This is a genomic window from Rhizobium sp. 10N414 (assembly GCF_056394785.1).
In genome coordinates, this window is sequence record NZ_JBFTIN010000006.1 from 90,844 (window position 1) to 116,560 (window position 25,717).

Genomic DNA, 25,717 nt, shown 5'->3' on the forward strand with positions numbered 1-25,717 from the left:
GAAACCTTTTTGCCAAGGAGCCTGAGATGAAGCGCCTGATGACCACAAAGCTGACGGTGTTTCTCGCTCTGTTCTTCGTGACACAAGGTGGTTTGGGTGCACAGGAACTGAACGATTCCGCGCTCAAGGAACGATTCCAGCGACAGATCGACTTGTTCAAGGCGGCACGCCTCGGAGCGACGCGCGGCCTGGTTCTTAACAACGGCAACGCAGCGCCCAACGCCCAAGCCGTCCCGGTGACAATTGCAACGCCCGAGACTGAACCGGCCAAGACCGCTCCAGCTCCCTCTTCCCATGCAACCGTTGAGTCCCAAGGCACCCAGACTGCTCCAGCGGCCCCCAATACAGCTCAGCCATCTGCCCCGAAGCCGACGGCGACGTCGTCGGCAACGGCAGTGTCCGCGGCCGCGGCGACGACAGACCCACAGACATACTGGAAGCTCCCGCCTGATGACCAGATCAACGTCCGGGTGAATTTTGCATTTGACTCTGCGGCGATCGCTTCGGAGCAAAGACCAATGCTGAGGCAGCTTTGCGAAGTCGTAAAGGACATGGACATCAAACTCGTCCGTATCATCGGTCACACGGATTCTGTCGGTGGCGCGAGCTACAACCAGCATCTGTCGGTTCTGCGGGCGAAGGAAGTTGCGCGGTTTTTCACGGATGATTGCCATATCCCGCGCGAGCGGCTCGAAGCGGTTGGTGTCGGCGAGCAGTTTCTTCTCAACCAGGAAAACCCGAAGGCCGACGAAAACAGGCGCGTGGAATTCCAGGCGGTGAGCTAACGGCGCTCCCCGGCGACAGCCACGTCTTTGCCTATTCGAATGCGTAAGTGAAGCCTTCCGGGGATGTTCCGATCGTGGCCTTGGTAAGGCGTTTACCCTCGAGGGACCAGTTCAGAAGACCCTGGCTGAGGGTCGGCAGAAGTGTATTGGTCAGGATCGCGTCTATCATGCGCCCCCCCGATTCGACCTCGGTACACCGTGCCTTGATCAACTCCAGGACCCCGTCTCCGATGACCAGCTCGGCGTCATGGTTGGCGCGAAGCCGGCGCGCGATCTTCGCGAAATGATGTTGTGTTATCGCCTCAATCATTGAATCCGAGAGCGGATAATAGGGAACGACAATCACACGTCCGAGGAAGGCTGGCGGGAACACTTTCAACAGTGGTGAACGTAGTGCGCGTTCGAGCTCCTCGGGCGGCGGCCGCCTCTTGCCGCCGTCGGCAAGCTTCATGATAACATCCGAACCGACATTCGACGTCAGCAGGATGAGACTGTTCCTGAAGTCGATCCGCCGGCCCTCGCTGTCGTCCATCATTCCTTTGTCGAAAACCTGGAAGAAGATTTCGTGCACATCGGGATGCGCCTTCTCCACTTCATCGAGCAAAATGACGGAATAGGGCCGCCGGCGCACGGCCTCGGTCAGCACGCCCCCCTTGCCATAGCCGACATAGCCGGGAGGCGCGCCCTTAAGGGTCGAGACCGTATGGGCCTCCTGGAACTCCGACATGTTGATGGAGATCAGGTTCTGCTCGCCGCCATATAGGGTTTCGGCGAGAGCCAGCGCCGTTTCTGTCTTGCCGACGCCCGACGGACCGCATAGCAGGAACACGCCCACCGGCTTTTCGGGAGAGGCCAGGCCCGCACGGCTGGTTTGCACACGCCGGGCGATCGATTCCATTGCGTCCTCCTGGCCGACGACACGCTCGCCCAGAACCGCGGCAAGCTTTAGCGCCTTTTCGGTCTGGCTGGTCAGCATCCGACCGACAGGAATGCCCGTCCAGTCCTTTACGACAGAGGCAACAGCGTTCTTGTCGACGGAAAGGAGGACCAGCGGTGCCTCGCCCTGAACCCCGGCAAGCTCCGCCGTCCGGGCCTTGAGCCGTTCAAGCTCGGCGCGTTGATCCGATGCATCGGCGGCCTCCCGCCCGGCACGCTCTACGTCGGCGGCACCCGGCAATTCCCCGCCTGCCTCCGATTCAGCAAGCGCGGCATCGAGCGCAACTCCTCTTCCTCGCAGGCTAGCTCGCAGACCAAGGATCTCGTCGACCATCGACTGTTCGCTTTCCCAGCGAGCCTTTGCAGCAAGCAACGCGGACTCTATTTCGGCGAGAGCGGCTTCAACTTTGGACTGGCGCTCGGCGACTTCAATGCCGATTGCCGCTTCACGCCCGATAATGCCCTGCTCGATCTCAAGGGACTGCTTGCGCCTCAGAAGGTCTTCAACCTCAGCCGGCGTCGCGTGCTGCGATACCGCCACCCGCGCGCAGGCCGTATCGAGCAGGCTGACTGCCTTGTCCGGAAGTTGGCGGGCGGGAATGTAGCGATGTGACAGGCTGACGGCCGTCTCGATCGCTTCGTCCAGGATCTGCACCTGATGGTGTTTCTCCAATACACCGGCCACCCCACGCAGCATCAGGATGGCAGCTTCCTCATCAGGCTCTTCAATCTTGACCACCTGGAACCGGCGGGTCAACGCCGGGTCTTTTTCGATATGCTGCTTGTACTCTGCCCATGTCGTTGCGGCGATTGTGCGAAGCTCGCCACGCGCCAAGGCTGGCTTGAGAAGGTTCGCAGCATCTCCCGTTCCCGCTGCCCCGCCTGCCCCGATCAAGGTATGAGCTTCGTCGATGAAGAGGATGATCGGCGTCTCCGATGCCTGAACTTCGTCGATGACCATCTTTAGCCGCTTTTCGAACTCACCCTTGACGCTTGCCCCCGCCTGCATCAATCCGATGTCAAGCATGTGTAGCGCCACGCCCTTCAGCGGAGGCGGGACATCTTCTGCTGCAAGGCGAAGCGCAAAACCCTCGACCACAGCTGTCTTGCCTACGCCGGCTTCACCAGTCAGGATCGGGTTGTTTTGTCGCCGTCGCATGAGAATGTCGACAATCTGGCGGACCTCGGGATCGCGGCCGACGACCGGGTCAATTTTCCCATCGCGCGCTCGACGGGTGAGGTCCGTCGCATACTTCGCCAATGCGGAGTCACCGCCTGCCGGGCGTTTTTTCCGGGGCTGTTCTTGGATCTCGGCCTTGCCGGCATTTTCAAGTGATCCGGCAAGCAGGTCATCCAGCCGTGGAAGTATCGAATCCGCCTCGATCCGATCGAATTCGGCGCTGATCTTCAACAGAAGGCCGTCAAGCACCGCAACCTTTCTGCATGCCAGGAGCACATAAGCCCCGCGGACTTCTTCGGATCCAAACTGCAGGCCTGCCAGGCTCCAGGCTTCCTGGATGGCATGAAATATGTGATCGGAAAACTCCTCGATAGAGGTCGCGCCATAAGGCAGCTTGTCTATTGCCCTTGCCATGTCGGCAGCAAGCCGGCCAAGATCGATGCCGGCATCGGCAAAGAGAAGCTGAAAATCCGCACGGTCCACCAGAGCCAGCTGTTCGACCCAGTGAACAAGTTCGACGTAGGGATTGCCGCGAAGCTTGGCCGCGTCGGCCGCCGCCTTGAACGCGCGCAGGCAAACGGGATTAAGTTTTCCGACCAGTTCCTTGCGCTTGAAGCTCTGCGAAGACATGTTCTGCTCCATGTCGATCGGCTCCTGCCCAGGTGATCTTAAAGAGGTCCCGAGCCTCGTCTTTGATCGCTGGTCACAGCGTGCCACATTAGAGTATTCTTGACAAATATTCAGGGCCACGTGTTCCTGGTGAACAGTCTCGCGTAATTTCCACTGGGTGCGCTGGGAGGCTCCAGATGATCGATCCGCTGCCTGGCGACATCTTTCGCAAAGCTCAGGTGCTTAACAACACCTACGAGATCGAGGGTATCCTCGGCCGCGGCGGCACAGGTGAGGTCTACAGGGCAAGCAACCGGATCACAGGCCGTGTGGTGGCGCTAAAGGCGCTGAAACGCGAGCTATCGGGAAACGCCGGGTATCTGGAGCTTATGAAGCGTGAGGAGGAGATGCGCAACATCTCCCACGATGCGGTTGTGCGCTACACCGACTGCAGCCAGACCGAAGACGGCCACGTCTATCTGGTGATGGACTACGTCGCCGGAACACCTCTCAGCGAGTGGCTCGAACGTGGCGGGGCGTCGCCTCGGGATCTGCTGGTCGTGGCCCACAGAGTGGCCGAAGGCCTTGTCGCGACGCACGAGCACAAGATCGTTCATCGCGACCTTTCCCCTGACAATATCATCCTGCGCGACGGCAGGCCGGAGGAAGCCGTTATCATCGACTTCGGTATCGCGAAGGACAGCAAGACAGGGGCTCGTACAATTGTCGGCAAGGAATTTGCGGGCAAATACGAATATGCGGCGCCGGAACAGTTGCATGGGCAGGCGGAGCCACGCTCTGACCTTTATGCGCTGGGCGCTTCGCTGCTTGCCACATTTCGAGGAAGGATTCCTGACGTCGGAACCAGTCCCGGCGAGGTTGTCCGTCACAAGGAACGGCGACTTGATACCTCGGGTGTTCCTGAACCGTTGAAGTCGCTGATCGACGATCTCACCAGGCCGGACCCTGCCCAACGCCCTCCGAGTGCTGCCGCAGTCGTCAAGGAAATCGGCAGATTGCTGCAGCCTGGTCTCGCCAAGGCACGGCGGGAGACCGGGCATCAAGCAAGGCCCAGGTGGCAGCCATGGCTCGCGATCCTGCCCCTGGTGGCGCTGGCGGCAATCGCCGGGCTTTGGTTTTTCGGGGTTTTTGAGCATTTGTCCCCGACTGCGCTTCCGATCGCAACCCCTTACAAACTCACGGCCGGGGTGGATGCCCAAAGCCGCCCCATGCTTGCGGGTTTTGCTCCGGATGCTGAGCAGCAACAGGCAATCCTGTCGACCTTCAACCGAACGGTCGGGCTTCCTCCGCCCAATGGCGCTCTGACGCTTGCCCAGGGTGCTCCATCTAAACGCTGGGCGCAGGACATTGACGCCTTGTTTAAAGCCGCCGCTCCACTCGTCGAGTGGAAGCTCGAAGTCGCTGATCGGACAGCTCGCCTCACCGGTCTGGCGGCGGACAAAGCTGCACGCGAAGATGCGGTCACCCGCTTTGACGCTGCGGCAAAGTCGACCGGTTACCAGAGTATCGTCCGGATCGCGGCCGGTCCGCGGGACCTGTCGCCGGACCAGTTGAAGCCTCTTCTCGTGCCACTTCAAACCTGCGGTCCGCTCCTCGTTCAACCTCCGGCGAGCGGCAGCTTTCCTCTCGGCTCGACGCTGGTCGTCCGTGGAAATGTCGCGTCCGGCGATGACGTCGAAGCCCTGAAAAAGACGCTCGCCCCTCGTGTCGGAGATCGCGAGCTACGCTTCGACGCCACAGTGCTCAACAGCCAACTGTGCGTTGTTCAAGAGCTGCTGCCAGATGCACCGCAAGGTCAAATGTCGATCGTTCTCGGCTACGGCGACAGGACCGAACCGAACATGGCAGGCGTCTATTCGGTCGGCGACAACCCGGTCATTGACGTAATTGCGCCGGCCTCGCTCGACAAGGGATACCTGTGGGTCGTTATCGCCGACGTCACCGGCAATCTTTTCAATGTTCTTCCGAACATAAAGAGGCCCGATCACGCCCTTGCCCAAATTGGGTCCGTGTCGGGTGGCATGCGCACTATCCGTGTTGCCTACCCTGCCGCAGAGGGTGCAGCCGATCCTTCCAAGCTCTCCTTTTCCGTCGACGCGACGTTCGGCAGAAGTCTGATAATTGTCATGCAGACCGACCAGCCACTTTTCTCACAGCTTCGACCAACAACGGAGTCCACCAAGTCGTTTGCCGAAGATTTACGCGCTGCGATAGCTAATGGGCATGTGTCAATTCTCTCGATGAGCACCCGGCTGATCGACACCCGGAATTAATTAGAAGCCGGACATACACGGCATTAGTATAGACCGGGAAGTTGTGGTAAAAAGCAAATTGCAAGGGAATACTAGTCGGTTAACGGGGGTTCGGTTGTTCGACTCTGCTCTCTGGTTAAGTCCGCTGGACGGTGTGAACCCGTCAGGTGAAAGCTTGCGGAATGACGGACGGTTTCACGAGCTCGAGCGCCTCGTGCAACCGCAGATAGAAATTAGCCGTGACGAGCGCAACAACCCCGTTTCACGGACCGAGGTCCCGGTCGACTGGTCGACAGTCCTTCGAAAATCTGAAGAGTTGCGCCCCCATGGACGGGATCTGAGGCTCCTGGTGATCGTGACGCGCGCGCTTGCCAACGAACAGGGTCTTGCCGGGCTCGCTGACGGGCTGAACCTGATCACTGGAACCTTCGACATGCATTGGAAAACGATGCATCCGGAACTTCGCGAGGGCTTGCCACTCCGCGACGCCGCCCTACGTCGGATCAACGCTCTTCTACAGCTTCAGAACGACAAGGATGGCTTGCTCGGCGATCTTCGCAAGATGACCTTTTTTACGCCGCGGGGCGTCGGCCCTGTCACAGGGCGCGATCTGGATCGCGGGGCGATCGACACCCGAACCGTTCTCAGCGAGGCCGCACCCGGACTGAGCGAGGCCGAGAAGGCGTCGCTTGTAAGCGCCCATGACCAGTTGCTGAACCGTGTAAGGATCGGTTGCGCTGCCTTTGCAGAACAAACCCCCGACGAGGCGATAGCGCTTTTTGAGAGCGCAAAGGCTGCGGCGGCTGCAATGGAGGCGCTTGAAACATCGCTCAATCGGCAAATCGGGGAGGATGTACGTGTCACATTGCCGGATTTGAGCCGGTTCCTGCAGCGAGCGGTTTCCACGCTTGAACGAGTAAAGCCGAGCCCCAGGCAGGAAACCGCAAACGATGAAGGCCTCGACCGTGAGGGTGCGCCCGCAATAGCCACCGCCCCCGCCGCTCCGACTTACATCGGAGCACCGGCAGTCTTTCCGTCACGGCTTACATCGCGCGAGGATGTCACAAAGTGCATCGACCTGATCATCGCCTTTTACGACCGTACTGAACCGTCGAGCCCCATCCCCCATCTGGCGCGGAGGATCAAACGCATGGTGCCGATGGATTTTCTGGAACTCATGGAGGACCTGGCGCCCTCCGGTTTGAAGGAATTCCGGCTTCTGGCCGGGGTGCCGGAAAGCAAGAAACCTGTCCCTGGGACGAAAGGTGACCATCAATGAGCGAAACTAAGGCCAAGGTAATTGAAAGAAACCGGGCGCCTCGCGTCCAGATAGCTTACGAAGTCGAAACCTACGGCAGCCCGACAACCATTGAATTGCCGTTTGTAATGGGCGTGATGGCCGATCTCGCAGGCGCCTCCCAGACGCCGGAGGCCAGCAAGTCCGTCCGGGACCGCGCCTTTGTCGAAACGGACGCAAACAGGTTTGGCYGCTTCATGGAAGCGCTCAGTCCACGTGTGAAAGCTCGCGTGAAGAACACCCTTCCCCAACCCGAGGGTGAAGAGCGCGATGAAGAGCTTGCAATCGACCTGACCTTTACCAGCATGGCTGATTTCGCGCCCGATCGTGTGGCCGAACAAGTCCCGCAGCTTGCAGAACTCTTGAGAATGCGCCGCCAACTCGAAGAATTGCTCGGCTTCATGGATGGACGCGTCGACGCTGAAAAACGCATCGCGCAACTTTTGAACAATGAGCCCCTGCTAGCAAAGATCGCCGACCAGGCGCTCGACGATAGCAGCAAGTCGGAGGTCTGAGCCATGGCCGAACAGGAAAAAGCCGCTCCCGCTGGTGTCGCGGAAGCCGAGGGAGTCGACCTTCAGGAATTCAGCGGTCTTCTGGAGAAGGACTTCAAGGTCAAGAAGGATGACAGCGACAAGCTTCAAACCTTGGTCAGGAACCTGGCGCTTGCTGCCCGCGCCCGCGCGGAATCGACCGTCATCTCATCGAACGCGATCAAATCGATCAAGTCCTTGATCGGTGGCATCGACAAGCTGCTGACCGAGCAGACCAACGAAATTCTGCATGCGCCTGAAGTGCTCCAGATGGAAGGGACATGGCGCGGGCTGTGGTACCTCGTCAACAATACCGAGACGGATCAGAAGCTGAAGATCCGCGTCATGAACATTTCGAAGGAGCAGCTGGCTGATACGCTTGAGGATTACGAAGGTCAGATGTGGGATCAAAGTCCCATATTCAAAAAAGTCTACACCGACGAATACTCGATGCTTGGGGRTAATCCGTTCGGCTGCCTGATCGGCGCCTATGAATTCTCGAACCACCCGAAGGATGTCGGTCTGCTTCGCAACATGTCCGGCATCTGCGCCTCGGCGCACACACCGTTCATAGCGGCAGCCGCCCCTCGTCTCTTTCGCATGGAAAGCTGGCAGGAATTGCCGAACCCGCAAGACCTCCAACAGATCGTCTCGTCGCCGGCCTATGCCTCATGGCAGTCGCTGCGCGAGAGCGAGGATGCCCGTTACATAGGCCTGACGATGCCGCGCGTGCTGGCAAGGCTGCCTTATGGTGCAGAAACCGTTCCGGTGAAGGGCTTTGCATTTGAGGAAGAAGTCCAGGGCGATCATCATAAGTATGTCTGGATGAACGCGGCCTTTCCGATGGGCGTCAACATCAACCGCAGCCACAAGCTGTTTGGCTGGGGCACGCAGATCCGTGGTGTCGAGAACGGCGGGGCAGTGATCAATCTGCCTGTCCACAATTTCCCGACCGACGACGGCACGGTGGCGATGAAATGCCCGACCGAGGTCGCCATTGACGATCGGCGAGAGGCCGAGCTCGCCAAGCTGGGGCTGATGCCGATCCTCCATCGCAAGAACACCGATATTGCCGCCTTCATAGGCGCCCATTCACTGCAGGACGACGAAACGAGGGCCGGCCGGCTGGTCGACCCGGACGCTCAGGCCAACGAGAGATTGAGTGCAAACCTGCCTTACCTGTTCCCGGTTTCGCGGTTCGCCCATTATCTGAAGGCGATCGCCCGGGACAAGATCGGCTCGTTCAAGGAACGTGCCGACATGCAGATCTGGCTGACGGAGTGGATCAACCGCTACGTTCTCGCCAACCCTGTCTTTGCCGACGAAAAGGCCCGCGCAAAACGTCCCCTTGCTGCTGCCGAGGTCCAGGTTGACAGTGTTGAGGGCCGTCCCGGCTGGTACAATGCCCGGTTCTATCTGCGGCCCCACTACCAGTTGGAAGGTATCAACGCTTCGCTCCGGCTGGTTTCGGAGCTGCCGTCCATGAAGTCATGAGCAACAGATAGCTGATGGGAGGTTATTCATGAAAATTGACGGATTTCTCAAAGTACCTGATATCACGGGACCCAGCGTTCGCGATGGCCACGAGGAAGAAATCGAGGTCTACGGAGTGGAGTTTGAGATGGTGGCTCCCTTCGACCCCAATTCATTGTCGCGCAGAGGCCGCGTCAGCTTGGGAATGGTCAACTTCATCAAGCATTACGACAAGTCCTCGCCCTATCTGAAGAAGGCTCTCTTCGACAACACGCCTCTGGACGAGGTGAAGTTTTCGGCGCGCAGAACGATCGAAGGCGAAACGAGCGACTACCTGGTCATCACGCTGAAGGAAGCTTCGGTGACCAACTACCACATGAAGCCAAGTGCCGATGAACCAGACGTGCTCGAAGAGCGGATCGGTTTCGCCTACAAGAACATCACGTTCAACTATGACGACAAGGACGAGGTCGAAATGGATGTCTATGTCGGCAAGTGACAGCTGGCAAAAAGGATTGGGACGGGAGGCAAGACCGCCCGGAGGTCACCCGCGGGCAACTCGCGAAGCGATCCAGCCGTCCCTGTGGGATCGCCTTGTGAACGACCTGCCGGGGCTCAGTTCGGAAATCCATCAACTCCGGCAGGCGATCCAGAACGAAATGGACGAGGAACGTCTCAACGCGCTGATTGCGGGAGGCCTCCATCAGATCGACGCTGCCACGGATATCAGTTCCGAGCAGAAGAAAAACATCCACCGTCTGCTCTCTCTGGAGCGACGGCAGGCGGAACTGGAAAGCCGTGGCGTCGTCGTCTCGATCAATGTGCTGCGCGAAGCAGTGCGACGCGACATAGAGGCGCTTTTCAATGCGCAACGCTTCGAATCCTCGCCACTCTTGACCGACTTCGAAGCCGATCAGGCAGGAGACGACCCTCCATCGCTCGAGGACTTCCCGGAGGTACGCCGCAGCGTGATCAATTATGGCGTCCCGCCTTTTTCCGGCCGTTCCTCGCGTGACTTCGACCGCGATGAACTGGCCAAAGAGATCCGAAGCGTGCTCGCTGCATTTGAACCCCGGCTCAAGGAGAGCGCGACGAAAGTCACCGTCAGTCTTGGCGACAGGGCAGCCGGTCTCAGGATCGACATCGACGCGCTGCTGCTTACCTCCCCCGCACCAGAGCGGCTGCTGCTGCGCACAATACTCAACCTCGATAACGGTTCGGCGCGGACTGAGCTGAAGGACACCTGACCATGGACCGGGTCTTCCTGGAGTATTACGAGGAAGAACTCACCCACATTCGGGCACTCGCCTCCGAGTTCGCGGGAATGCACCCCTCGATCGCGCGCAACCTCTCCCTCGACACGATCCCGTGTMCCGACCCCTTCGTCGAACGCCTTCTTGACGGTGTGGCCTATCTTGCTGCGCGCACTCGCCAGAAGGTCGATGCCGAGAGCTCGCGTTTCGCACGAAGCGTGCTCGAAAATTTCTATCCGGACCTGATCGCGCCTGCCCCCGCGACCGCCATGGCTTTGCTGAAGCCGGGCCAACAGGTCCAGACGATGCTCGCAGGGCACCTCGTAAAGCGAGGAACCCGACTGGTCTCGAGCGTCCGCCCTGGAGTACCCACCCGGTGCATTTATACGACGGCCCAGGACGTTACCCTTTGGCCGCTCGCGATAAGCTCGGTCTCCTATATTCAGGATCGAAGCGCGCTTGCAGCGGCCGGGATAGCCCCAATTGAAGGGGCAAGCGGTTCGGCGGCGCTGAGCGTCATCGTCAATCGAACCGGCAAAGGCAAGCTCAGCGAGTTGTCGCTCGACTGTCTGGATCTGCATTTTGGCGACAAGAGCAAGGCGCCCCTGCTTTTCGATACGCTCTTTGGCGCTTGCGCGGCCGTCGGAGCCCGCCCTGAAGGGCGCGATAACATTCTGAGCGCACTTCCGGATCCAGAGATGGTCGGGATTTGCGACGACGAAGCACTTATGCCGCGCACGCGCCAAACATTCGAAGGCTATAGGCTTTTGCGCGAATACTTCATGGCGCCGGAAAGATTTCACTATGCGCGCGTGAGAAGCCTGAAACCGGTCGTTCGGCGCTGCGGGAGCGGCTTGGAATTGGTCTTTCTGTTACGGCGTCCCGTTCCAGAGCTTGCGAATATCACGACAAAGGATTTCGAACTCTTCGTAACGCCAATCATCAATCTGTTCGAGCGCAGCTGCAACGTCATTGAACTCGATACACGCCGGACCCGGCAAGTACTTCACGCTGATCGCACGCGCCCACGAGACTTCGAAATCTATCGCACAATCGGCGTCGAAGACGCCGACGCCGAAGGCCCTGATGCGGAAATACCGGCACTCTTTAGCTTGGGCCAGAACCGTGGAAACGGCTGGGTCTATTTCGCCGAGCGCCGTCCGCGGCGGCCGGGTGAGGACGAATTGCGCCAAGGACAAACTCGGACATCCTATACCGGCGACGATGTCTTCCTCACGCTTTCGCGCCCTGCCAAGTCGACAGCGGCCCGGCAACTGAAGCGGATTGAGGTTACGGCGCTTTGTACCAATCGCGATCTGCCTATCCTGGACGACACACCGTCCCTCTCGCTCGAAAGCGGCGACCCGGTCGAGAGCGTCCAGCTCCTCGGGGCGCTGCGGCCGCCGTGGCCTTCGATTCCAGCGACGCTTCCGGCTGGAGCGGTGGAAGGCTCGAGGGCCGATGAACTCGCCTGGCGGCTCATCGCGCAACTTTCGCTGAACTTTCTTAGCCTGGCGGAAGAAGGTCGCGGCGTGGATCCGCTTCATGCGCTGCTTGAACTTTACGCGCACCGTGGGGATCCAAGCCTGAGCAGGCACGTTCGCGCGATCGCCCGCGTCGAGGCTCGGCCCGTGATCGAGCGCCTGGCAATTGCCGGGCCGATGTGCTTTGCGCGCGGCACTGAGGTTACGCTTCACATCGATCAATCTGTGCTTGCCGGGCACAGCACCTTTTTGCTTCCAGCGCTGCTGTCGAAGCTTTTTGCGCGCTATTCGGCAATCAACGCATTCGTGCGCACCCGCACGCGCATCATACAGAAACAGGAGGATGTGCTATGGCCGATAGCGCCGGGCAACCGCTTCCTGATCTGACGAAGGAAGCCACTCCATCCCTTGAGGCATTCGACTTCTTCGAGCTCCTGCGACACCTCGAAGACGACGGACAGCTCTTTGGCCAGGCCGGGCGACCGGACCGGGAGCCGGCCCGGCTCGGACAGCACGTGCGGCTTGGTTTTGCCGTGCAGGATGTCGCAAAGGTCGAGCCGGCCACGGAAAGCGCGCCGGCCCGTGTCACGGTGGCAAATATCGGCTTGCTCGGGCCAGAAGGCCCGATGCCCCTCCATCTGACGCGCTGGGTGCTGGACCGACTTTCGCAGCGGTGGTTCGCAAGGGCGGACATGCGGGAGGTCTCCGATACAACATTCGTCGATTTCGTGAACATTCTTCAGCATCGCATGATCGCACTCTTTTATCGGGCCTGGGCCGACGCTCATCCGCCGGTTCAGGTCACACGCAACGACGGCGGCCGCATTCGCGCGATGTCGGCAGCCCTGGCGGGTCTCGGCTTGTGCGGAACGGGGCCCGAGCCCTCGGAAATCGACGCCACCAAGATCTCCCACGCGTCGGCCCTCGCCCATCAGGTGGATGGACCAGAGAGACTTACGCTGTTTCTCGCCGACCTGCTGAAAGTGCCGGTTCGGCTTCGCGAATTTGTCGGCTCCTGGACGTCAATACCGCCAGAGCTTCAGTCACGGATTGGCGGCGGGCATGGGCAACTCGGACGAAGCGCCACGATTGGACCGAGGTCGTTCCAGCGACAGCAGAGGATAGAGCTCTCGATCGGCCCGCTGACGTTTACCGACTATGTCGCTTTTCTGCCGGGCGGTGAACGGCGCGAAACCTTGCAATCCGCTGTTCGCGATCTGGTGGGAGACGGGCTCGACGTCGATGTCAGGCTGGTGCTCAAGAGGGACGACGTTCCCGCTGCCAGGATCGGAGCCATGCGGATCGGACACATCGCATGGCTTGCTCGACCGAAAGACCGCGGTGACGCGGATGACTTGTGCATGCGCACCATCATTGGCTGGCGGCCAAAAATGCCGGAGGCCGCGGCATGAGCCTGATCCTCACCCTTGAACACTCACCCCGACCCCAGGCTGTTCGCCAGATGCGGCTTGTTGATGGCGAGCTCGTCATCGGCCGCAGCGCAGACGCTGGCTGGCGGATTGACGACCCCGACATGTATATCTCACGCGCTCACTGCACCATCGGTTTCGTTCGCGGCCGGTATGTGGTGACTGACACCTCCAGCGGTGGGCTTTTCATTGACGGCTCGCGCACGCCGCTTGGACTGGGGAATTCCGCCCCGCTGCATGACGGAGCGCGCCTGCAGCTTGGAAATTACGTCGTCCGGGTTGAGTTCCAGGCAACACCGTCGGAGCGAGCTTCCGAACAGACGGATCCTCTGCCACAGGGTGGGCTCGAGCGGGACGACTTCTTCGCCGAGCGCAAGGAGCCGACAGTTCCTACCCCGCGGCCGGTTGGACTACCGGACCCGTTCGAACAACCAGCCCCGGGTGCGTTTGTCGCGTCGGACAGGGGCGAGACAGCAAAGAGGGCGCCGATATTCGACGATCCCTTCAGCCTCGATCCTCTGCCAGCATCAGACCAGGGCAAACCCGCCTGGGATTTTTCCTTGCCCAGCACGCCATCGCAGCCCGTCTCCGAGCCCCCGCCCGAACCTCGTTATTCCCCAGTACCGCAGGCGACGCCGACGCCGAAAGAGACCGGACAACCCGAAACCGTCTTGCGCGAAGCCTTTTTGCGCGGACTGGGGCTTGGCGCTGAAGAGTTTGCCACATCCGATCCGGTTGCCCAGATGGAGAATTTCGGTCGGGAATACCGGCTGATGCTGGAAGGACTGATGCACCTCTTGCGCAAACGAGCCGAAGAAAAGGGCGAAGCAAGAATCGCCCAGACTGTGGTTGGCGCATCCGAGGTCAACCCTCTCAAATTCCTTCCCACGGTGGATGATGTAATCGCAACCTTCCTGGCTCAGCGCAACGCAGGCTTTCTTTCTCCGCAGGCCGCCATCGGCAATTCCATCCGCGATCTCGCCCACCACCATGTGCGAACGTGGCGTGGCGTCCAAGCAGCGCTTGCCAGGATGATAGACCGCTTCGACCCGGCGGCGCTCGAAAGCGAACTGAAGTCGCACTCAGCGTTGGATGCCCTGTTTGCCGGTGGACGGCGGGCGAAACTCTGGGAGCTCTATGAGAACCGCTATCGCGAAATCGCCAAGAGCGCGTCGACGCGCTTCCTCGGCGAAATCGGGAGCGACTTTCGGGATGGCTATGAAGAGAGGGAGGACAATTGATGCTTAACCGACGCGGTTTTCTCATTGTGACCGGCGCGACAGGCCTGCTTTCCGCTTGCATGGGCGGTCCACCCAAATCCTCGACCGTAATCGTCAGGGCGACGGGACAGGCCGGAATGAATGTTGCCGCCGGTGGCGGGGAGCGTCCCGTAACCCTCCTCGTTCTCCGGCTGAAGGATGTCGGGAAATTCAACTCGGCTGACATTTTTGCCCTTCAGTCAGATCCGTCCGGTGCGCTCGGCGCAGACCTCGTCGGATCCGAGCAATTGACGGTCGCTCCCGGTGCAACCGCCTCAAAGACGGTGGCGTTCCCGCCGGAGGCCACTTTCCTCGGGATTGTCGCGCTGTTCCGGGAACCCGGCAGCCGTACGTGGCGAAGGAGTGTTCCGATCAGGCCGGAATCGACGGTGACGGCGAATGTCGTACTCAGCCGCGGCGGTATGACGCTCGCGCTCGCCTGAATGGAGGGCGTTTAGCATGACCGATACCAACAAGGTTCTTTGGTCCGAGGGGCTCTTTCTGCGAACGCAGCATTTCCAGCAGCAGGACCGCTATACCGAAGCGCTGATACGCGGCTCGCTGCAGGCTGGACGGTTGCAGACCTTCGGCTTCAAGTCCCTGATGCTGGATGCCGCGCAGTTGGAAACCGGACGGATAGCGGTGACGTCGGCCCGTGGCATTTTCCCGGATGGCACCCCGTTCGCAATACCCGAAACGATGGACGCCCCCACCCCGTTGACAATCACCAACGACATGGGCGCCGGCGCTGTTCAGCTCGCCCTGCCGCTCGAACCTCCGGGAGGTGCCAGCTTCGATCCCGCCCACCGGGATCCCACCGGTGCGAGGTATAGAGGAAGGATCGAGTGGGTTCGCGATGCCGTGCATGGCGGCGCTGATCCCGAAGAGATCGAGATCGCCCGTCCGCAAGCCCTGCTCCTTTCCCCGGCGCAGGCGACCGGTGGCTACACCGCAATGCCGGTGACCAACGTTACCGGGCTCCTGTCCGATGGCAGGGTGGCGATCTCCGAAAACTTCCTGCCGCCCGCACTCGCAACCGGTACCGTGCTGTTTTATGGCCAACTCCTGCAGGAGGTCATCACTGGGCTTGACCGCATAGCTGAAGCCCATGGCAAGATGGTGCTCGGCGGCCCCGGCCGCAGCGTAGAAAATCTGCTGGTGCTCGATCTTGCCAACAGCGCCCGCGCCCGATTGGCGCATATGCTTCCTCAGGAGGTTTTTCATCCGGCCGAGCTCTTTCTGGAGCTCAGCGGTCTGGCTGGCCGGATGGCGACCTACGGGTCGGGCTCTCGGCGACTGAGCGAGCTTCCCATCTATGAGCACATGGCGCCTGGACCAGCTTTTGCTGCACTCGCCGACACATTGCGCTCACTGATCCTGAGCCTGCGCTATGTCGAGCCGAAGTCGCGGGCGCTGCCTGTTTTGAAACACGCCACCAATGTCTGGAAGGTCCGCATCGACAATCCCGAACTTCTGACGGCCAGCCGCATTGTCGTGCGGGTCGGATGCGACATGTCCGACGAGGCGCTGCGCAAAATCTTCGTCAACCAGGTTACTGTGGGTGCTGCGGACGAATTCGAGGCGCTGTGGAAGTCTCGACTGCCCGGTATCGGCCTCAAACCTCTTCACTCTCAGCCCCGCGAAATTCCCTACGACGGAGATCGCCTCTGCCTCGAACTCGATCAACGCAGCGAGCACTGGGAGTCGCTTCTACGCTCGCCCGGTTTTGTGATTGGAGTCTCCGGTGTTTTGCCCAACGAACCACAGATCGACTGCTACTCGGTAAACAGGTAGTACCATGTCAAGTGAGGATCCATTCGGCCTATCGGAAGATCAAGGTCGTACGCGTATCCGCCCCGTCCCCCCGGGCGCAATGCCGGTCATTGCCACCGGCACACTGGCTCGACGCGCCCGATCCCATCCTAATCCATTGGTCAATGCCTTCGCCAGGTTGTTCGAATTTGCCCCCGAACTCGAGAATGCATTGCCACCCGGCAATCCGGAAGCATTGCGAACCAGGCTGATGGAGGAACTCGTTTCGGCACGCGATGCGGCCGTGGCGTCTGGCGAAAGCCTGGCCCGCGCTGATGCGGCCGCTTGGGCTGTCGCCGCACTGCTTGACGATCTGGCACTGAACACGCCCTGGGGTGGATCCAGCGCATGGCCGCGCCAGCCGCTGGTCGTCATGCTACGCGGCGATGTGGATGCCGGGGAGCAGTTCTTCGCCAGGCTGGAGGAGCTGGAACGCCATCCCGGTCGCGATCGTGAATTGCTGGAGCTGCAGTATATGTGCCTGGCGCTTGGGTTCCGCGGCAAATATCGGGTGCCGGGGCGTGCCGGCGATCGCTCCATTAACGCCGTTCGTGCTGCGGCCGCGCGCTTCTTGCGGGACGTGGATGCCGAGGGTGCGCCGCTTTCGCCGAGGTGGGAGGGCGTTACGGCGAAAGACGAGCCTTCCGGCTTTGCCATTCCGATCTGGGTACTCGCTGTCGTGGCGGTCGCACTCGCGACGGCGATCTACGTGCTGTTATCGACGCGGTTGGGCTCCAAGGCGGAAGAGCTTGCGACGCTCGTTCGGGCGCTACCACCGCCGGAGCGCGCCGAAATTTATCGCCCGGAGAAACGCACACCGCCGCCGGGCGCGCCGCCAGTCGAACCCGTCGTCCTTGCGCTTTTACCAGAGTTCCGTGCCGCCGCGCCTCCTGCGCTTCTTCCGGCTTTGAAAGGCAATGAAAACGCCTCTCGGGTCACACTCCTGCTTCAGTCGAGCACTCCGGAGCTCTTCCCTTCTGCCCGGGCCGAATTGACAAAAAGCTTCGAACCCCTCGTCGCATCGATTGCGGCTGTGCTCAAGGACAACGCCGAGCTGATCAGAAGTGTCACGATCGTCGGACACACCGACAATGTTCCGCTCCAGGCCACCAATCCCCTGTCCAACAATCAGCGCCTCTCGGAGGCGCGCGCTGCAACGATTGCCGCCTTGTTGCGTGCCAGCGGCCTGCCGCCGGATCGCCTGAGGTCGGAAGGACGTGCAGCAACGCAGCCTCTGGTCGGAAACGACAGTCGCGAAGGCCGGGCTGCCAACCGCCGCATCGAGCTCCTGATCGAAAAGGGGCTCTGAGATGGCGTTCTTCCGATTCTTCTGGGCAATCCTCACCTCGCGCTGGCTCTGGACCTTCATCGGGCTCGTGCTGCTGTCCCTGATCATCTGGATCTTCGGCCCAATCATCAGTGTCGCAGAAAGCGCGCCATTGGCTTCTGAGACGGTACGACTGGTTGTCATCGGCCTTCTCGTCGTCCTCTTTCTCATCTGGTGGATCGCGGCGCAACGCCGGGCGATCAAGGCCAATCGCATTTTCGTTTCCGAGATCGCCCCCCCACCGGAAGCGCCGCCAAGCCCGGCGGAAGAAGGGGTCGCCTCTGTCGGCGCAAAGTTCCGAGAGGTGATGGCGGAGCTGAAACGCCAGAAAGTCGGCGGCCGAAAACTTCTACGGGAGATGCCGTGGTACGTCATCATCGGGCCCCCGGCAACCGGCAAGACAACCGCACTGCGGCAGTCTGGACTGAGTTTTCCCATTGATCTGTCGGATGATTTGCATGGGGTCGGTGGGACGCGCAACTGCGACTGGTTCTTTACTGAAGAGGCTGTGCTGATCGACACTGCAGGCCGCTACGTTCAACAGGAAAGCCAGCCCGACGTCGATGCAGCCGAATGGCTTGGCTTCCTCGATCTTCTGAAAAAGCACCGGGGCCGCCGAGCCCTGAACGGCGTCATCGTGGCACTGGCAATTGACACGCTGGCGGAAGGTGACGCGGCCATTCGGGCACATGGCCGCCAGATCCGCAAACGGCTCACCGAACTGCAGGAGAGGCTGGAAATTCGTCTGCCCGTTTATCTGATGCTGACCAAGGCCGATCTCATCAAGGGGTTCGAGACTTTCTTCGCAGGCCTGTCGACGGCGGGACGCGAGCAGGTCTGGGGAGCAACCTTCTCACCGGGCGCTCGCATCGACGGCAGCGAAGTCACGCGGGAACTCGAAGCATTGGCTGGCGTGCTCGAACGACGCCTCATTCCCCGTCTGGAAAGCGAAGAAAACCTTAATGCCCGTGCGGAGATCTTCCGCTTCCCGGCGCAGGTCGAGAGCCTTTCCGAGCCTATTCGCGTGCTGGTAGAGACCATTTTCGGTGAAAGCCGCTATGCAGAGAGCGCCTGGCTGCGCGGTATCTATCTGACCTCCGCCACTCAGGAAGGCACCGCAATCGACCGGCTGACAGCAGCACTTTCTTCTTCTTTCGGCCTGCCCGCACAGCCCGCCACCCCAATGCCTCGGGTTGAAACGCGCAGCTTCTTCCTGAAGGACCTGCTCACGAAAGTGATCTTCAAGGAAGCAGGTCTCGGTACGTTTGATCCCGCGGCGGAGGAACGGCGCATATGGATATGGCGCGGTGCGGCAGTGGCCGCGGCGGCGTTGGTTCTCGTGGCCGGCCTGTTCTTTACGATCTCCTATCGGAAAAACAGCGCCGCGCTTGCCGCACAGGCCGAGCAGCTCGAAGCCCTGCAGATTCCGCTCACTCCGATTGCTGCGCGTCAGGCGCCACTCGAACCGCTCGATCTGGATGTGGCGCTCGAAGCTGCAACCGAAGTCTTAAATGCCCGTACCGAGCCGCCAGGCGGCATGGCTGCCTTGATCGGCCCTTCCGCGGCAACCGAGATCAGACAGGCGCAGGCCGACGCCTACCTTCGCTCGCTGCGCAACATATTGGAACCACGCATGGTCGCCCTGCTCGAAGCGACCATGTGGCGTCAGATCCGCGACCCCGAATACCTGCTCGGAGCGCTGAAGACATATCGCATGATGACGGGCTTATCGCCGATGGATCCCGAATTCGCCAAGCAATGGTGGACCGAGCGGCTGCCCGAATTCGCACCGGTTCCTCCTTTCCGCACCGACATGGCCACCGATCATCAACTTGCGGCAATCGACAACATGGCGGCGGAGCAGGCCCTTATTCAACCCGATGAGGCGCTGGTGAGCGAAGCCTTGCGGGCCATCTGTTCAATTCCACTTCCAGTGCGTGCCTATAATGCACTGCTGTCCGACCCGGAAGTCAGGGCGCTCAAGGAATGGGTCCCGGCAGATCATGTCGGCCCGAATGGCCTCAAGGTACTCGCTCGGCGCTCGGACAAGACGCTTCGGGTAGGCATCAGCGGTACCTTCACCTATGACGGCTTCCACAACGTGGTTCTTGCGCGGCTGGAAGACGTCGCCACGCAGGCTGCGCTCGACCGCTCTGTTTTTGCCGGCGGTTGCTCGGAAAGCGCCACCCCTTCTGTCGCCGCTCTGTCCCAGGACATCCTCAAGCTTTACTACGACGATTACATTGCCAAGTGGGACAGCTTCCTGCGCGACGTAAGGCTCGCTCCACTGACCGACCTGCAGACGGCAAGCGAAAATCTCAAGGATCTCTCCAGCGCAGACTCAGCCATGAAACGGCTCTTGGACGCCGTCGTGCATGAGACGGAACTGACCCGTCCCGAAGATGAGGGTGGCGGCAAAGTCCCTCCTGCGGCAACCTCCAAGCTCCTGTCCAAGCTCGGCAAGATCGGCAAGCTTGCCAAGACGGGCGTGAAGTTGATACCCGCCGGCTCCAAAGCCGAAGTGGACCTTTCGGGCGCTCCGGTCGCCGAGCACTTCAAATCCATCAAGGGCGCAATTGCCGAGGTCGATGGCCAGCCTCCGGCACTCAATGATGCCGTGGCCGCGATGACCGCGCTTTCGAACATGCTGCAGACAGTATCGGCCAGCCCCGACGCCCAGGATGCCATAAAGCGACAAGGCGGTTTGGCCGAGCTCACGGGGGCAGTGGCAAAGCAGGCCATAACCCTGCCTGATCCACTGGACGACTGGCTGGCCGGCATCGCTGGCGATACGAGCGGCATTGCGACGAAAGCGGTGACCTCGGAACTCAACGCCATCTGGCGCGCTGATGTGTTGCCCTTCTGCCAGGCAGCGCTCGCGAACCGCTATCCATTCATTGCTGACAGCGCAATCGATGTGAACGTCGTCGACTTTGCACGCGTCTTTGGCCCGGGCGGGCTGATTGACAGCTTCATCAACAATCACCTGATCAACTACATTGACGTGACCCGCCACCCGTGGAAATGGCGAGCGGACATCCACCTCGATTCATCGTCTTTGGCAGCGTTGGAGCAGGCCCGGCTGATCCGCGACAACCTCTTTCCTGGCGGCGCCGGACCGATCCTAACCTTTACGCTCGAACCGAAGGATCTCTCTCCGACCGTCGGCCGTGTGACGTTAAACGTCGATGGCCAGAGCCTCACCTATTTCAACAACCCGACACGCCCGCAGCCAATGACCTGGCCAGGCAAGGACGGGACCGGTGTGATTACCCTTGCCTTCCAACCGCTCGACGGCTCACCGGAAGTGATGGTCAGCGAAACCGGAAGCTGGGCTTTCCTGCGAATGTTGCGTGCCGGTCGTCTGAGCGGAACGGAACTGCCCGAACTCTACAAGTTGCGGCTTGCCGCTCAGGGCCATTACGCCGATTTCGAGCTGCGGGCCGCGAGCGTGGCCAATCCCTACGATCTGAAAATGTTTGCGAGGTTCTCATGCCCGACGAGGCTTTGATCCTGCCAGGCTTCTTTGGAAAGCTGCCCGCGATGGGGGATTTCGTGACGCGCGGTCTGCCGGCAGTCTTCGTTGGCCCGTGGGATCGCTGGATCAGCCGATATCTGGTTCATCGATTTTCTCAAGGTTCGGTGACCTCTCATCCGGCGTTGCGGTTTATCCTCGGATCCGAGGCCTTTGGGCCCATGACCGGCATCGTGATGGCAAGTTCCGACCGCGCAGGCCGCCGGTTTCCCTTGACCATCGCGGCCGCGCCGCCGACCTTGACGACCGAAATCGCCGTCTCCGCCGCGGACTGGTTCGATGCACTGGAAGCGGCGGGAAAATCTGCGCGCGACGGCGCGATGGATGGCGATGGGCTCGCTGCCCTTCTTGCGACCCTGCCCTATCCCGCGATCAAGATATCAGGCGGCGCGGTCCGAGGCATGGCATTGTGGACGCAGCCTGGCGAGCCAATCGAGATTGATCCTGGTGCACCTGAACCAGCGCTTCGCCACCTCTTCCCCGAAAGTCTGGAGACGAGCTGATGCAGATCTGGAACCAGACAGGCTTCCCGACCGAATTCACGATGGGGATGGACAAGGAGGGCCGCGAGTACATCGCCATCGTCGTCAAGGGAACCTTCGACTTTCCCGAGACGCCAGGTGGTCCCGTGCAAAAATCATCCGTGCAGACACCGCTGGTGATGGCTGACACATACACGGGTGCACCCGGTTTTTCGGCCACCCTCTGGGAGACCGACTTTGCCTTTCGCAAGCCGCGCTGCGACGTCATCGCTAACGGATTTGCCTATGCTCCCGGCGGGCGTCCAGTCGACCGCGTCAGTGTCGGGATCAAGGTCGGCAACTGGTCGAAGGTCTTTGATGTCCTCGGCCATCGCGAGTGGCGCGCCCGCGGCCCACTCTTCGTTGCCACGAGTGCGCAATCCTTCCTGCGGCAACCTTTCTCCTACGACACTGCGTGGGGCGGTACGGACCGCCTCGACCCGGAGGACAAGCTTCCGGCGAGCTATCCGCTCAACCCCGTCGGCAGGGGATGGGCGCGACCGAAGAACCAGCATCTGGTCCCCGGTCTACCCCTTCCAAACACACAGGCGATAGGCGAGGAAATCCGCTCGCCGTTTGGCGACTACCGGCCAATGAGCTTTGGCCCATACGGGCGGGGGTGGCCGGGCCGCATTGAATTCGGCGGCACGTATGATCAGAACTGGATCGACAACATCTTCCCGTTCCTTCCGCCCGATTTCGACGAGCGCTACTTCCAGATGTCGCCATCCGACCAGCAGATAGAACGTCCGAAGGGCGGCGAGGAGGTGGTACTCGTTAATTTGACACCGGCCGGGCGCGAGAGTTTCCGGCTGCCAGCCACTGGACTTCCGATGACATTGTTCAAGGGGCGCGAGAAAGCCTTTGAGGGCGCTTTGGCGCCCGACACTGTCTTGTTCGATCCGGAGAACAGGCGCTTCTCGCTGGTCTGGCGCATGTCGCAACGCATCCACCGAACGATCCTCGACTTCAGCGAGTGCTGGGTCGGACCGCCGACCCAATCGATGCTAAGGGCGCGGGCCACCGGTCGCACCTACGTGCGCGCGAGCAGTGCGCCCGCGGCGCAGGAGGAAGAGGCATGACCGCCCCGATCGACATCGTCTCGGTTGGAATGGCAACGGCCGTCGGCCTCGACACACAATCCGCCTGCGCGGCAATGAGAGCGCGCCTGGACGGCTTTCAAGAAACGCGTTTTCTGGGACCTGGTAGAGAATGGCTGATCGGAGCTCCAGTACCTCTGCCGCGCAACTGGCTTGGCGAAACGCGTATGGCCCGTCTCGCCGCGGGTGCCATTTGCGAGGCCTTCGAGGCGGCTCCTGAAGCCCGCGGCCAGACTGCGCTTATCCTCTGCCTCGCCGAGGAGGACAGGCACGGCCGCCCCGCTCCCGAAGGTGCCCGTTTGCTCCAGCGCATAGCTGAGATCGTGGAATGTCCGCCGCATGGCCGCTCGAGAATTGTACCCTATGGTCGTCCGTCGGGGCATGTCGCCCTGGAACAGGCCCGCYGCATACTGGCGGCGGATGCAGCGCCCTTTGTGATGATCGCTGGCGTCGACAGCTATCTGACGGCAGAGACCCTTTCCTATTATCTCGCCAGCGAACGCCTGCTGACTGCGGATAATCCAAATGGCTTTATCCCGGGGGAAGCAGCAGCAGCCGTGCTTTGCACCCGTTCACATAGTGGCGCCCTTGGTCTGGCCGGGCTCGGTCTGACCCGCGAGCGGGCCTTCATTTACAATGCGGAGGATCTACCGCTGCGGGGCGACGGCATGACCTCGGCCTACCGTGCCGCACTTCACGAAGCCGGCATTGAAATGAGCCGGGTGGGCTACCGCATCGCTGATCTTGTCGGCGAGCAATACTGGTTCAAACAATCGGCATTGGCGAGCCTGCGTCTGTTGCGTGGCCGGCACGACTTCCAGGACATCTGGTCGCCCGGAGAAAGCCTCGGCAATGTCGGCGCGGCCGCTGTGCCCATTATGATCGGCATGGCCTTCATGGCCGCCCGCAAGGGCTACGCCGCCGGCAATCCGGTCTTAATCGAAGCCTCCAGCGATTCTGGCGCCTGCGGCGCTGCTATCCTGGCGACGAGGGCAGCTTAAATGTCCAACGTCTTCGCCAACGGCCTTGAAATTTCTGGCAGGGCCGTGAACGCCAGAACCATCGCGGTCTTCCCGGACACCTGCTTCACCCCGCCTGAGAACCCGGCAACACCACCCGGCGTGCCCATCCCCTACCCCAGCTTCGGATTTGCCAGCGACACAGAGAAGGGCACGGGCACGGTCAAAATCGGCGGGCAAACCGTCAATATCAAGAACAAGTCAGACCTGTCGAGAACGTCCGGCACCGAAGCAGGCTGTGCCACCAAGAAGGGCATCATCACATCGAACAACACTGGCAAAGAGTATTTCAACAGCTGGTCGAATGATGTGAAATTTGACGGGGAGCCGGTCATCCGCTTCACCGATCTCGCCACCAACAATCATTCCTCCCCAGGCCCCAACACGGTTACATGGCCCCATATGGCCGGATTGAGCGCCGGGGGCCAGGACTGCGAAACCCTGCTCAACAAATATCAGATCCGGCTCCATCAGCATTCGAAGGCCGACTGCCCTGCGGGGTCCGAATCCGAACACTTCGTTCGCGTTGGGTGCTTCCAGAGCAGTCGCAAGCAGAACAAGTCTTTCACGCGATGGAAGGAGTACGACAACCAGACCGCCCCATGCATCTGCATGCGTTCCCGAAAGCACAAGAAAGGGGGCGGGTTTCAGCGCGGCGACGGCAGCAAGAAGGGAACGCCCCACAACTTGAAAACGAACCAAGAAGCCGCATTCTTCCGAAAGGAAAAGAAGCGACGCAGGAAGCCATCGCTGAAGAATGCGATGGAAAAGTCACTCGATGCTGTACGGAAGAACGAACCCGCGATTAAGAACGCGCCGCAGAAGGATGCCGACGACATGATTGAATGCTTGCGGCTCGTAATGATAAACTATCTTCAGGACGTAGTCCGACCGAAGAAGACACAGACCGAACTGAATGCAATGACGGTAGGAAGGTGATGACGGACGATCCAGAGCCGCGTCTCGACGACTACCCCCTTGACGAGATCGACATCGAGGCGATCAACGCCTTCCACCTGGGGAGAAATCTCTTCTCCGTATCCGTGCAACTTAGCGACAAGAACGACGAAGCGGGACGCTCGTTCCTGCTGCTGATGTCGCTCGACGACCAGATTCGCCAAGAAGTACTGCTGGACATCGACGATCTCATTCTCTCGCATGTCAGCCTCTCCGAGAAGGAACATATCGCGTTGCAGGTCGGTGGAACCACCCATCACATTCGCAACGGCACCATTGCGACTGGCGAAGGACCGGAGGCGTTCACGAACAAGCTCTGGCATCTCGACCAAAGGACTGCCTATCTTTATGGAGACGAAGGAACTGTTTGCCTGGCGCAGGGCACCCAATGGGTGCCGATCGAGACACGGACTTCGGCTTTCCTGCGTGCCATGCATGGTCCGACACTTAAGCTCATTCACGTGGCCGGCGATCAGGGGACATTGCTGCGCCTCGATGGCACTCGTTGGCGCCCAGTTCCTCTCGGATTCAACCACAGCATCTCTGCGTTGCAGGTTGCGCGTGACGGCAGCGTATATCTCGGCTGCGAAAATGGCTTCTGTGCCCGGTACGCGGATGAGGAATTAACGGAGATAGCTGGACCGGGTACACAGATATGCTCGATATGCGAGTTCGCTGGAAATCGGTACTGGGGAGATGACGAGTACGGCCTTTACGTCCAAAAAGGAATGAAACTCGTGCCGTTCAGATCACTGGGCTTCGTCTATGCGATGCATGCGACCGACGACTATCTTGTTGCGGTGGGCTGGAAAGAAGTCTTCACGTTTAACGGAAAGGCGTGGTCAGGGATCGAGTTTGGTTATGACGGTAACCTTTTTGTTCGCAGTATCGACATGACTCGCGAATTCATTTGACGAGCGCTGGCGGCGTTCGG

20 protein-coding genes are annotated in these 25,717 nt (G+C 60.5%); 19 read left to right on the forward strand and 1 reads right to left on the reverse strand.

The window, feature by feature from the left end:
* Window positions 1-26 precede the first annotated feature (26 nt).
* Window positions 27-785 carry an OmpA family protein gene (locus tag AC1DE4_RS08585; RefSeq protein WP_169680800.1) on the forward strand — a complete coding sequence of 253 codons (759 nt, stop codon included), beginning with the start codon at window positions 27-29 and terminating at the stop codon, window positions 783-785.
* 31 nt (window positions 786-816) lie between these two features.
* Here the strand turns inward: AC1DE4_RS08585 and tssH are convergent, their stop codons facing one another.
* Window positions 817-3,543, reverse strand: a complete 2,727-nt coding sequence (tssH, locus tag AC1DE4_RS08590) for a type VI secretion system ATPase TssH (protein ID WP_169680798.1) — start codon at window positions 3,541-3,543, stop codon at window positions 817-819.
* A gap of 164 nt (window positions 3,544-3,707) precedes the next feature.
* Here tssH and AC1DE4_RS08595 point away from each other — a divergent pair, with 164 nt between their 5' ends.
* The 18 genes from AC1DE4_RS08595 (at window position 3,708) to AC1DE4_RS08680 (ending at window position 25,697) form a co-directional block, all read left to right on the forward strand.
* Window positions 3,708-5,804 (forward strand): serine/threonine protein kinase, encoded by a 2,097-nt coding sequence (locus AC1DE4_RS08595; RefSeq protein ID WP_477880976.1) that lies wholly within the window; start codon window positions 3,708-3,710, stop codon window positions 5,802-5,804.
* Between the two features lie 94 nt (window positions 5,805-5,898).
* Window positions 5,899-7,062 carry a type VI secretion system protein TssA gene (locus AC1DE4_RS08600; protein WP_025659183.1) on the forward strand — a complete coding sequence of 388 codons (1,164 nt, stop codon included), beginning with the start codon at window positions 5,899-5,901 and terminating at the stop codon, window positions 7,060-7,062.
* On the forward strand, window positions 7,059-7,595 hold the full coding sequence (tssB, locus tag AC1DE4_RS08605; RefSeq protein ID WP_477880979.1) for a type VI secretion system contractile sheath small subunit: 537 nt from the start codon (window positions 7,059-7,061) through the stop codon (window positions 7,593-7,595). Before AC1DE4_RS08600 ends, tssB begins: the two co-directional genes overlap by 4 nt.
* A 3-nt stretch (window positions 7,596-7,598) precedes the next feature.
* Window positions 7,599-9,107 carry a type VI secretion system contractile sheath large subunit gene (tssC, locus tag AC1DE4_RS08610; protein WP_477880981.1) on the forward strand — a complete coding sequence of 503 codons (1,509 nt, stop codon included), beginning with the start codon at window positions 7,599-7,601 and terminating at the stop codon, window positions 9,105-9,107.
* A gap of 28 nt (window positions 9,108-9,135) precedes the next feature.
* A complete protein-coding gene (locus tag AC1DE4_RS08615; RefSeq protein ID WP_025659184.1) occupies window positions 9,136-9,585 on the forward strand; it encodes an Hcp family type VI secretion system effector in 450 nt (149 codons plus the stop codon).
* Complete coding sequence (gene tssE, locus AC1DE4_RS08620; RefSeq protein WP_025659185.1) at window positions 9,572-10,333, forward strand: type VI secretion system baseplate subunit TssE; 762 nt, start codon at window positions 9,572-9,574, stop codon at window positions 10,331-10,333. The genes AC1DE4_RS08615 and tssE overlap by 14 nt, the downstream gene beginning before the upstream one ends.
* A gap of 2 nt (window positions 10,334-10,335) precedes the next feature.
* Window positions 10,336-12,210 carry a type VI secretion system baseplate subunit TssF gene (gene tssF / locus AC1DE4_RS08625; protein WP_477880983.1) on the forward strand — a complete coding sequence of 625 codons (1,875 nt, stop codon included), beginning with the start codon at window positions 10,336-10,338 and terminating at the stop codon, window positions 12,208-12,210.
* Window positions 12,174-13,235 carry a type VI secretion system baseplate subunit TssG gene (gene tssG / locus AC1DE4_RS08630; RefSeq protein WP_192240451.1) on the forward strand — a complete coding sequence of 354 codons (1,062 nt, stop codon included), beginning with the start codon at window positions 12,174-12,176 and terminating at the stop codon, window positions 13,233-13,235. Before tssF ends, tssG begins: the two co-directional genes overlap by 37 nt.
* Window positions 13,232-14,494, forward strand: coding sequence for a type VI secretion system-associated FHA domain protein TagH (tagH, locus tag AC1DE4_RS08635; protein WP_477880986.1), 1,263 nt, complete (start codon window positions 13,232-13,234; stop codon window positions 14,492-14,494). The genes tssG and tagH overlap by 4 nt, the downstream gene beginning before the upstream one ends.
* A complete protein-coding gene (tssJ, locus tag AC1DE4_RS08640; RefSeq protein WP_477880988.1) occupies window positions 14,494-14,955 on the forward strand; it encodes a type VI secretion system lipoprotein TssJ in 462 nt (153 codons plus the stop codon). The genes tagH and tssJ overlap by 1 nt, the downstream gene beginning before the upstream one ends.
* 16 nt (window positions 14,956-14,971) lie before the next feature.
* The gene (gene tssK, locus AC1DE4_RS08645) at window positions 14,972-16,306 is read left to right on the forward strand and encodes a type VI secretion system baseplate subunit TssK (protein WP_169680781.1); all 1,335 of its coding nucleotides are present in this window, start codon (window positions 14,972-14,974) and stop codon (window positions 16,304-16,306) included.
* A 4-nt stretch (window positions 16,307-16,310) separates the two neighbouring features.
* Window positions 16,311-17,633 (forward strand): type IVB secretion system protein IcmH/DotU, encoded by a 1,323-nt coding sequence (icmH, locus tag AC1DE4_RS08650; protein WP_192240453.1) that lies wholly within the window; start codon window positions 16,311-16,313, stop codon window positions 17,631-17,633.
* Window position 17,634: 1 nt separating this feature from the next.
* Window positions 17,635-21,162: a type VI secretion system membrane subunit TssM gene (gene tssM, locus AC1DE4_RS08655; protein WP_477880991.1), complete on the forward strand. Its 3,528-nt coding sequence runs from the start codon at window positions 17,635-17,637 to the stop codon at window positions 21,160-21,162.
* On the forward strand, window positions 21,144-21,689 hold the full coding sequence (tagF, locus tag AC1DE4_RS08660) for a type VI secretion system-associated protein TagF (protein WP_169680775.1): 546 nt from the start codon (window positions 21,144-21,146) through the stop codon (window positions 21,687-21,689). The genes tssM and tagF overlap by 19 nt, the downstream gene beginning before the upstream one ends.
* Entirely contained in the window at window positions 21,689-22,789 is a 1,101-nt protein-coding gene (locus tag AC1DE4_RS08665; protein ID WP_477880993.1) for a DUF2169 family type VI secretion system accessory protein, read from the forward strand. Before tagF ends, AC1DE4_RS08665 begins: the two co-directional genes overlap by 1 nt.
* Window positions 22,786-23,808 (forward strand): 3-oxoacyl-ACP synthase, encoded by a 1,023-nt coding sequence (locus AC1DE4_RS08670; RefSeq protein ID WP_477880995.1) that lies wholly within the window; start codon window positions 22,786-22,788, stop codon window positions 23,806-23,808. Before AC1DE4_RS08665 ends, AC1DE4_RS08670 begins: the two co-directional genes overlap by 4 nt.
* Window positions 23,809-24,765 (forward strand): DUF4150 domain-containing protein, encoded by a 957-nt coding sequence (locus tag AC1DE4_RS08675; protein ID WP_025659195.1) that lies wholly within the window; start codon window positions 23,809-23,811, stop codon window positions 24,763-24,765. It abuts the gene before it with no gap.
* Window positions 24,765-25,697, forward strand: a complete 933-nt coding sequence (locus AC1DE4_RS08680; RefSeq protein ID WP_477880997.1) for a hypothetical protein — start codon at window positions 24,765-24,767, stop codon at window positions 25,695-25,697. The genes AC1DE4_RS08675 and AC1DE4_RS08680 overlap by 1 nt, the downstream gene beginning before the upstream one ends.
* The last annotated feature ends 20 nt before the right edge of the window (window positions 25,698-25,717 follow it).

Coding starts and splice junctions, on each gene's coding strand:
- tssE (WP_025659185.1), top strand. CDS start 9,572: ATGTCGGCAAGTGACAGCTGGCAAAAAGGATTGGGACGGGAGGCAAGA.
- AC1DE4_RS08615 (WP_025659184.1), top strand. CDS start 9,136: ATGAAAATTGACGGATTTCTCAAAGTACCTGATATCACGGGACCCAGC.
- AC1DE4_RS08665 (WP_477880993.1), top strand. CDS start 21,689: ATGCAGATCTGGAACCAGACAGGCTTCCCGACCGAATTCACGATGGGG.
- tagH (WP_477880986.1), top strand. CDS start 13,232: ATGAGCCTGATCCTCACCCTTGAACACTCACCCCGACCCCAGGCTGTT.
- icmH (WP_192240453.1), top strand. CDS start 16,311: ATGTCAAGTGAGGATCCATTCGGCCTATCGGAAGATCAAGGTCGTACG.
- AC1DE4_RS08675 (WP_025659195.1), top strand. CDS start 23,809: ATGTCCAACGTCTTCGCCAACGGCCTTGAAATTTCTGGCAGGGCCGTG.
- tssJ (WP_477880988.1), top strand. CDS start 14,494: ATGCTTAACCGACGCGGTTTTCTCATTGTGACCGGCGCGACAGGCCTG.
- AC1DE4_RS08585 (WP_169680800.1), top strand. CDS start 27: ATGAAGCGCCTGATGACCACAAAGCTGACGGTGTTTCTCGCTCTGTTC.
- tagF (WP_169680775.1), top strand. CDS start 21,144: ATGCCCGACGAGGCTTTGATCCTGCCAGGCTTCTTTGGAAAGCTGCCC.
- AC1DE4_RS08680 (WP_477880997.1), top strand. CDS start 24,765: ATGACGGACGATCCAGAGCCGCGTCTCGACGACTACCCCCTTGACGAG.
- tssM (WP_477880991.1), top strand. CDS start 17,635: ATGGCGTTCTTCCGATTCTTCTGGGCAATCCTCACCTCGCGCTGGCTC.
- tssH (WP_169680798.1), bottom strand. CDS start 3,543: ATGGAGCAGAACATGTCTTCGCAGAGCTTCAAGCGCAAGGAACTGGTC.
- tssK (WP_169680781.1), top strand. CDS start 14,972: ATGACCGATACCAACAAGGTTCTTTGGTCCGAGGGGCTCTTTCTGCGA.
- tssG (WP_192240451.1), top strand. CDS start 12,174: ATGGCCGATAGCGCCGGGCAACCGCTTCCTGATCTGACGAAGGAAGCC.
- AC1DE4_RS08595 (WP_477880976.1), top strand. CDS start 3,708: ATGATCGATCCGCTGCCTGGCGACATCTTTCGCAAAGCTCAGGTGCTT.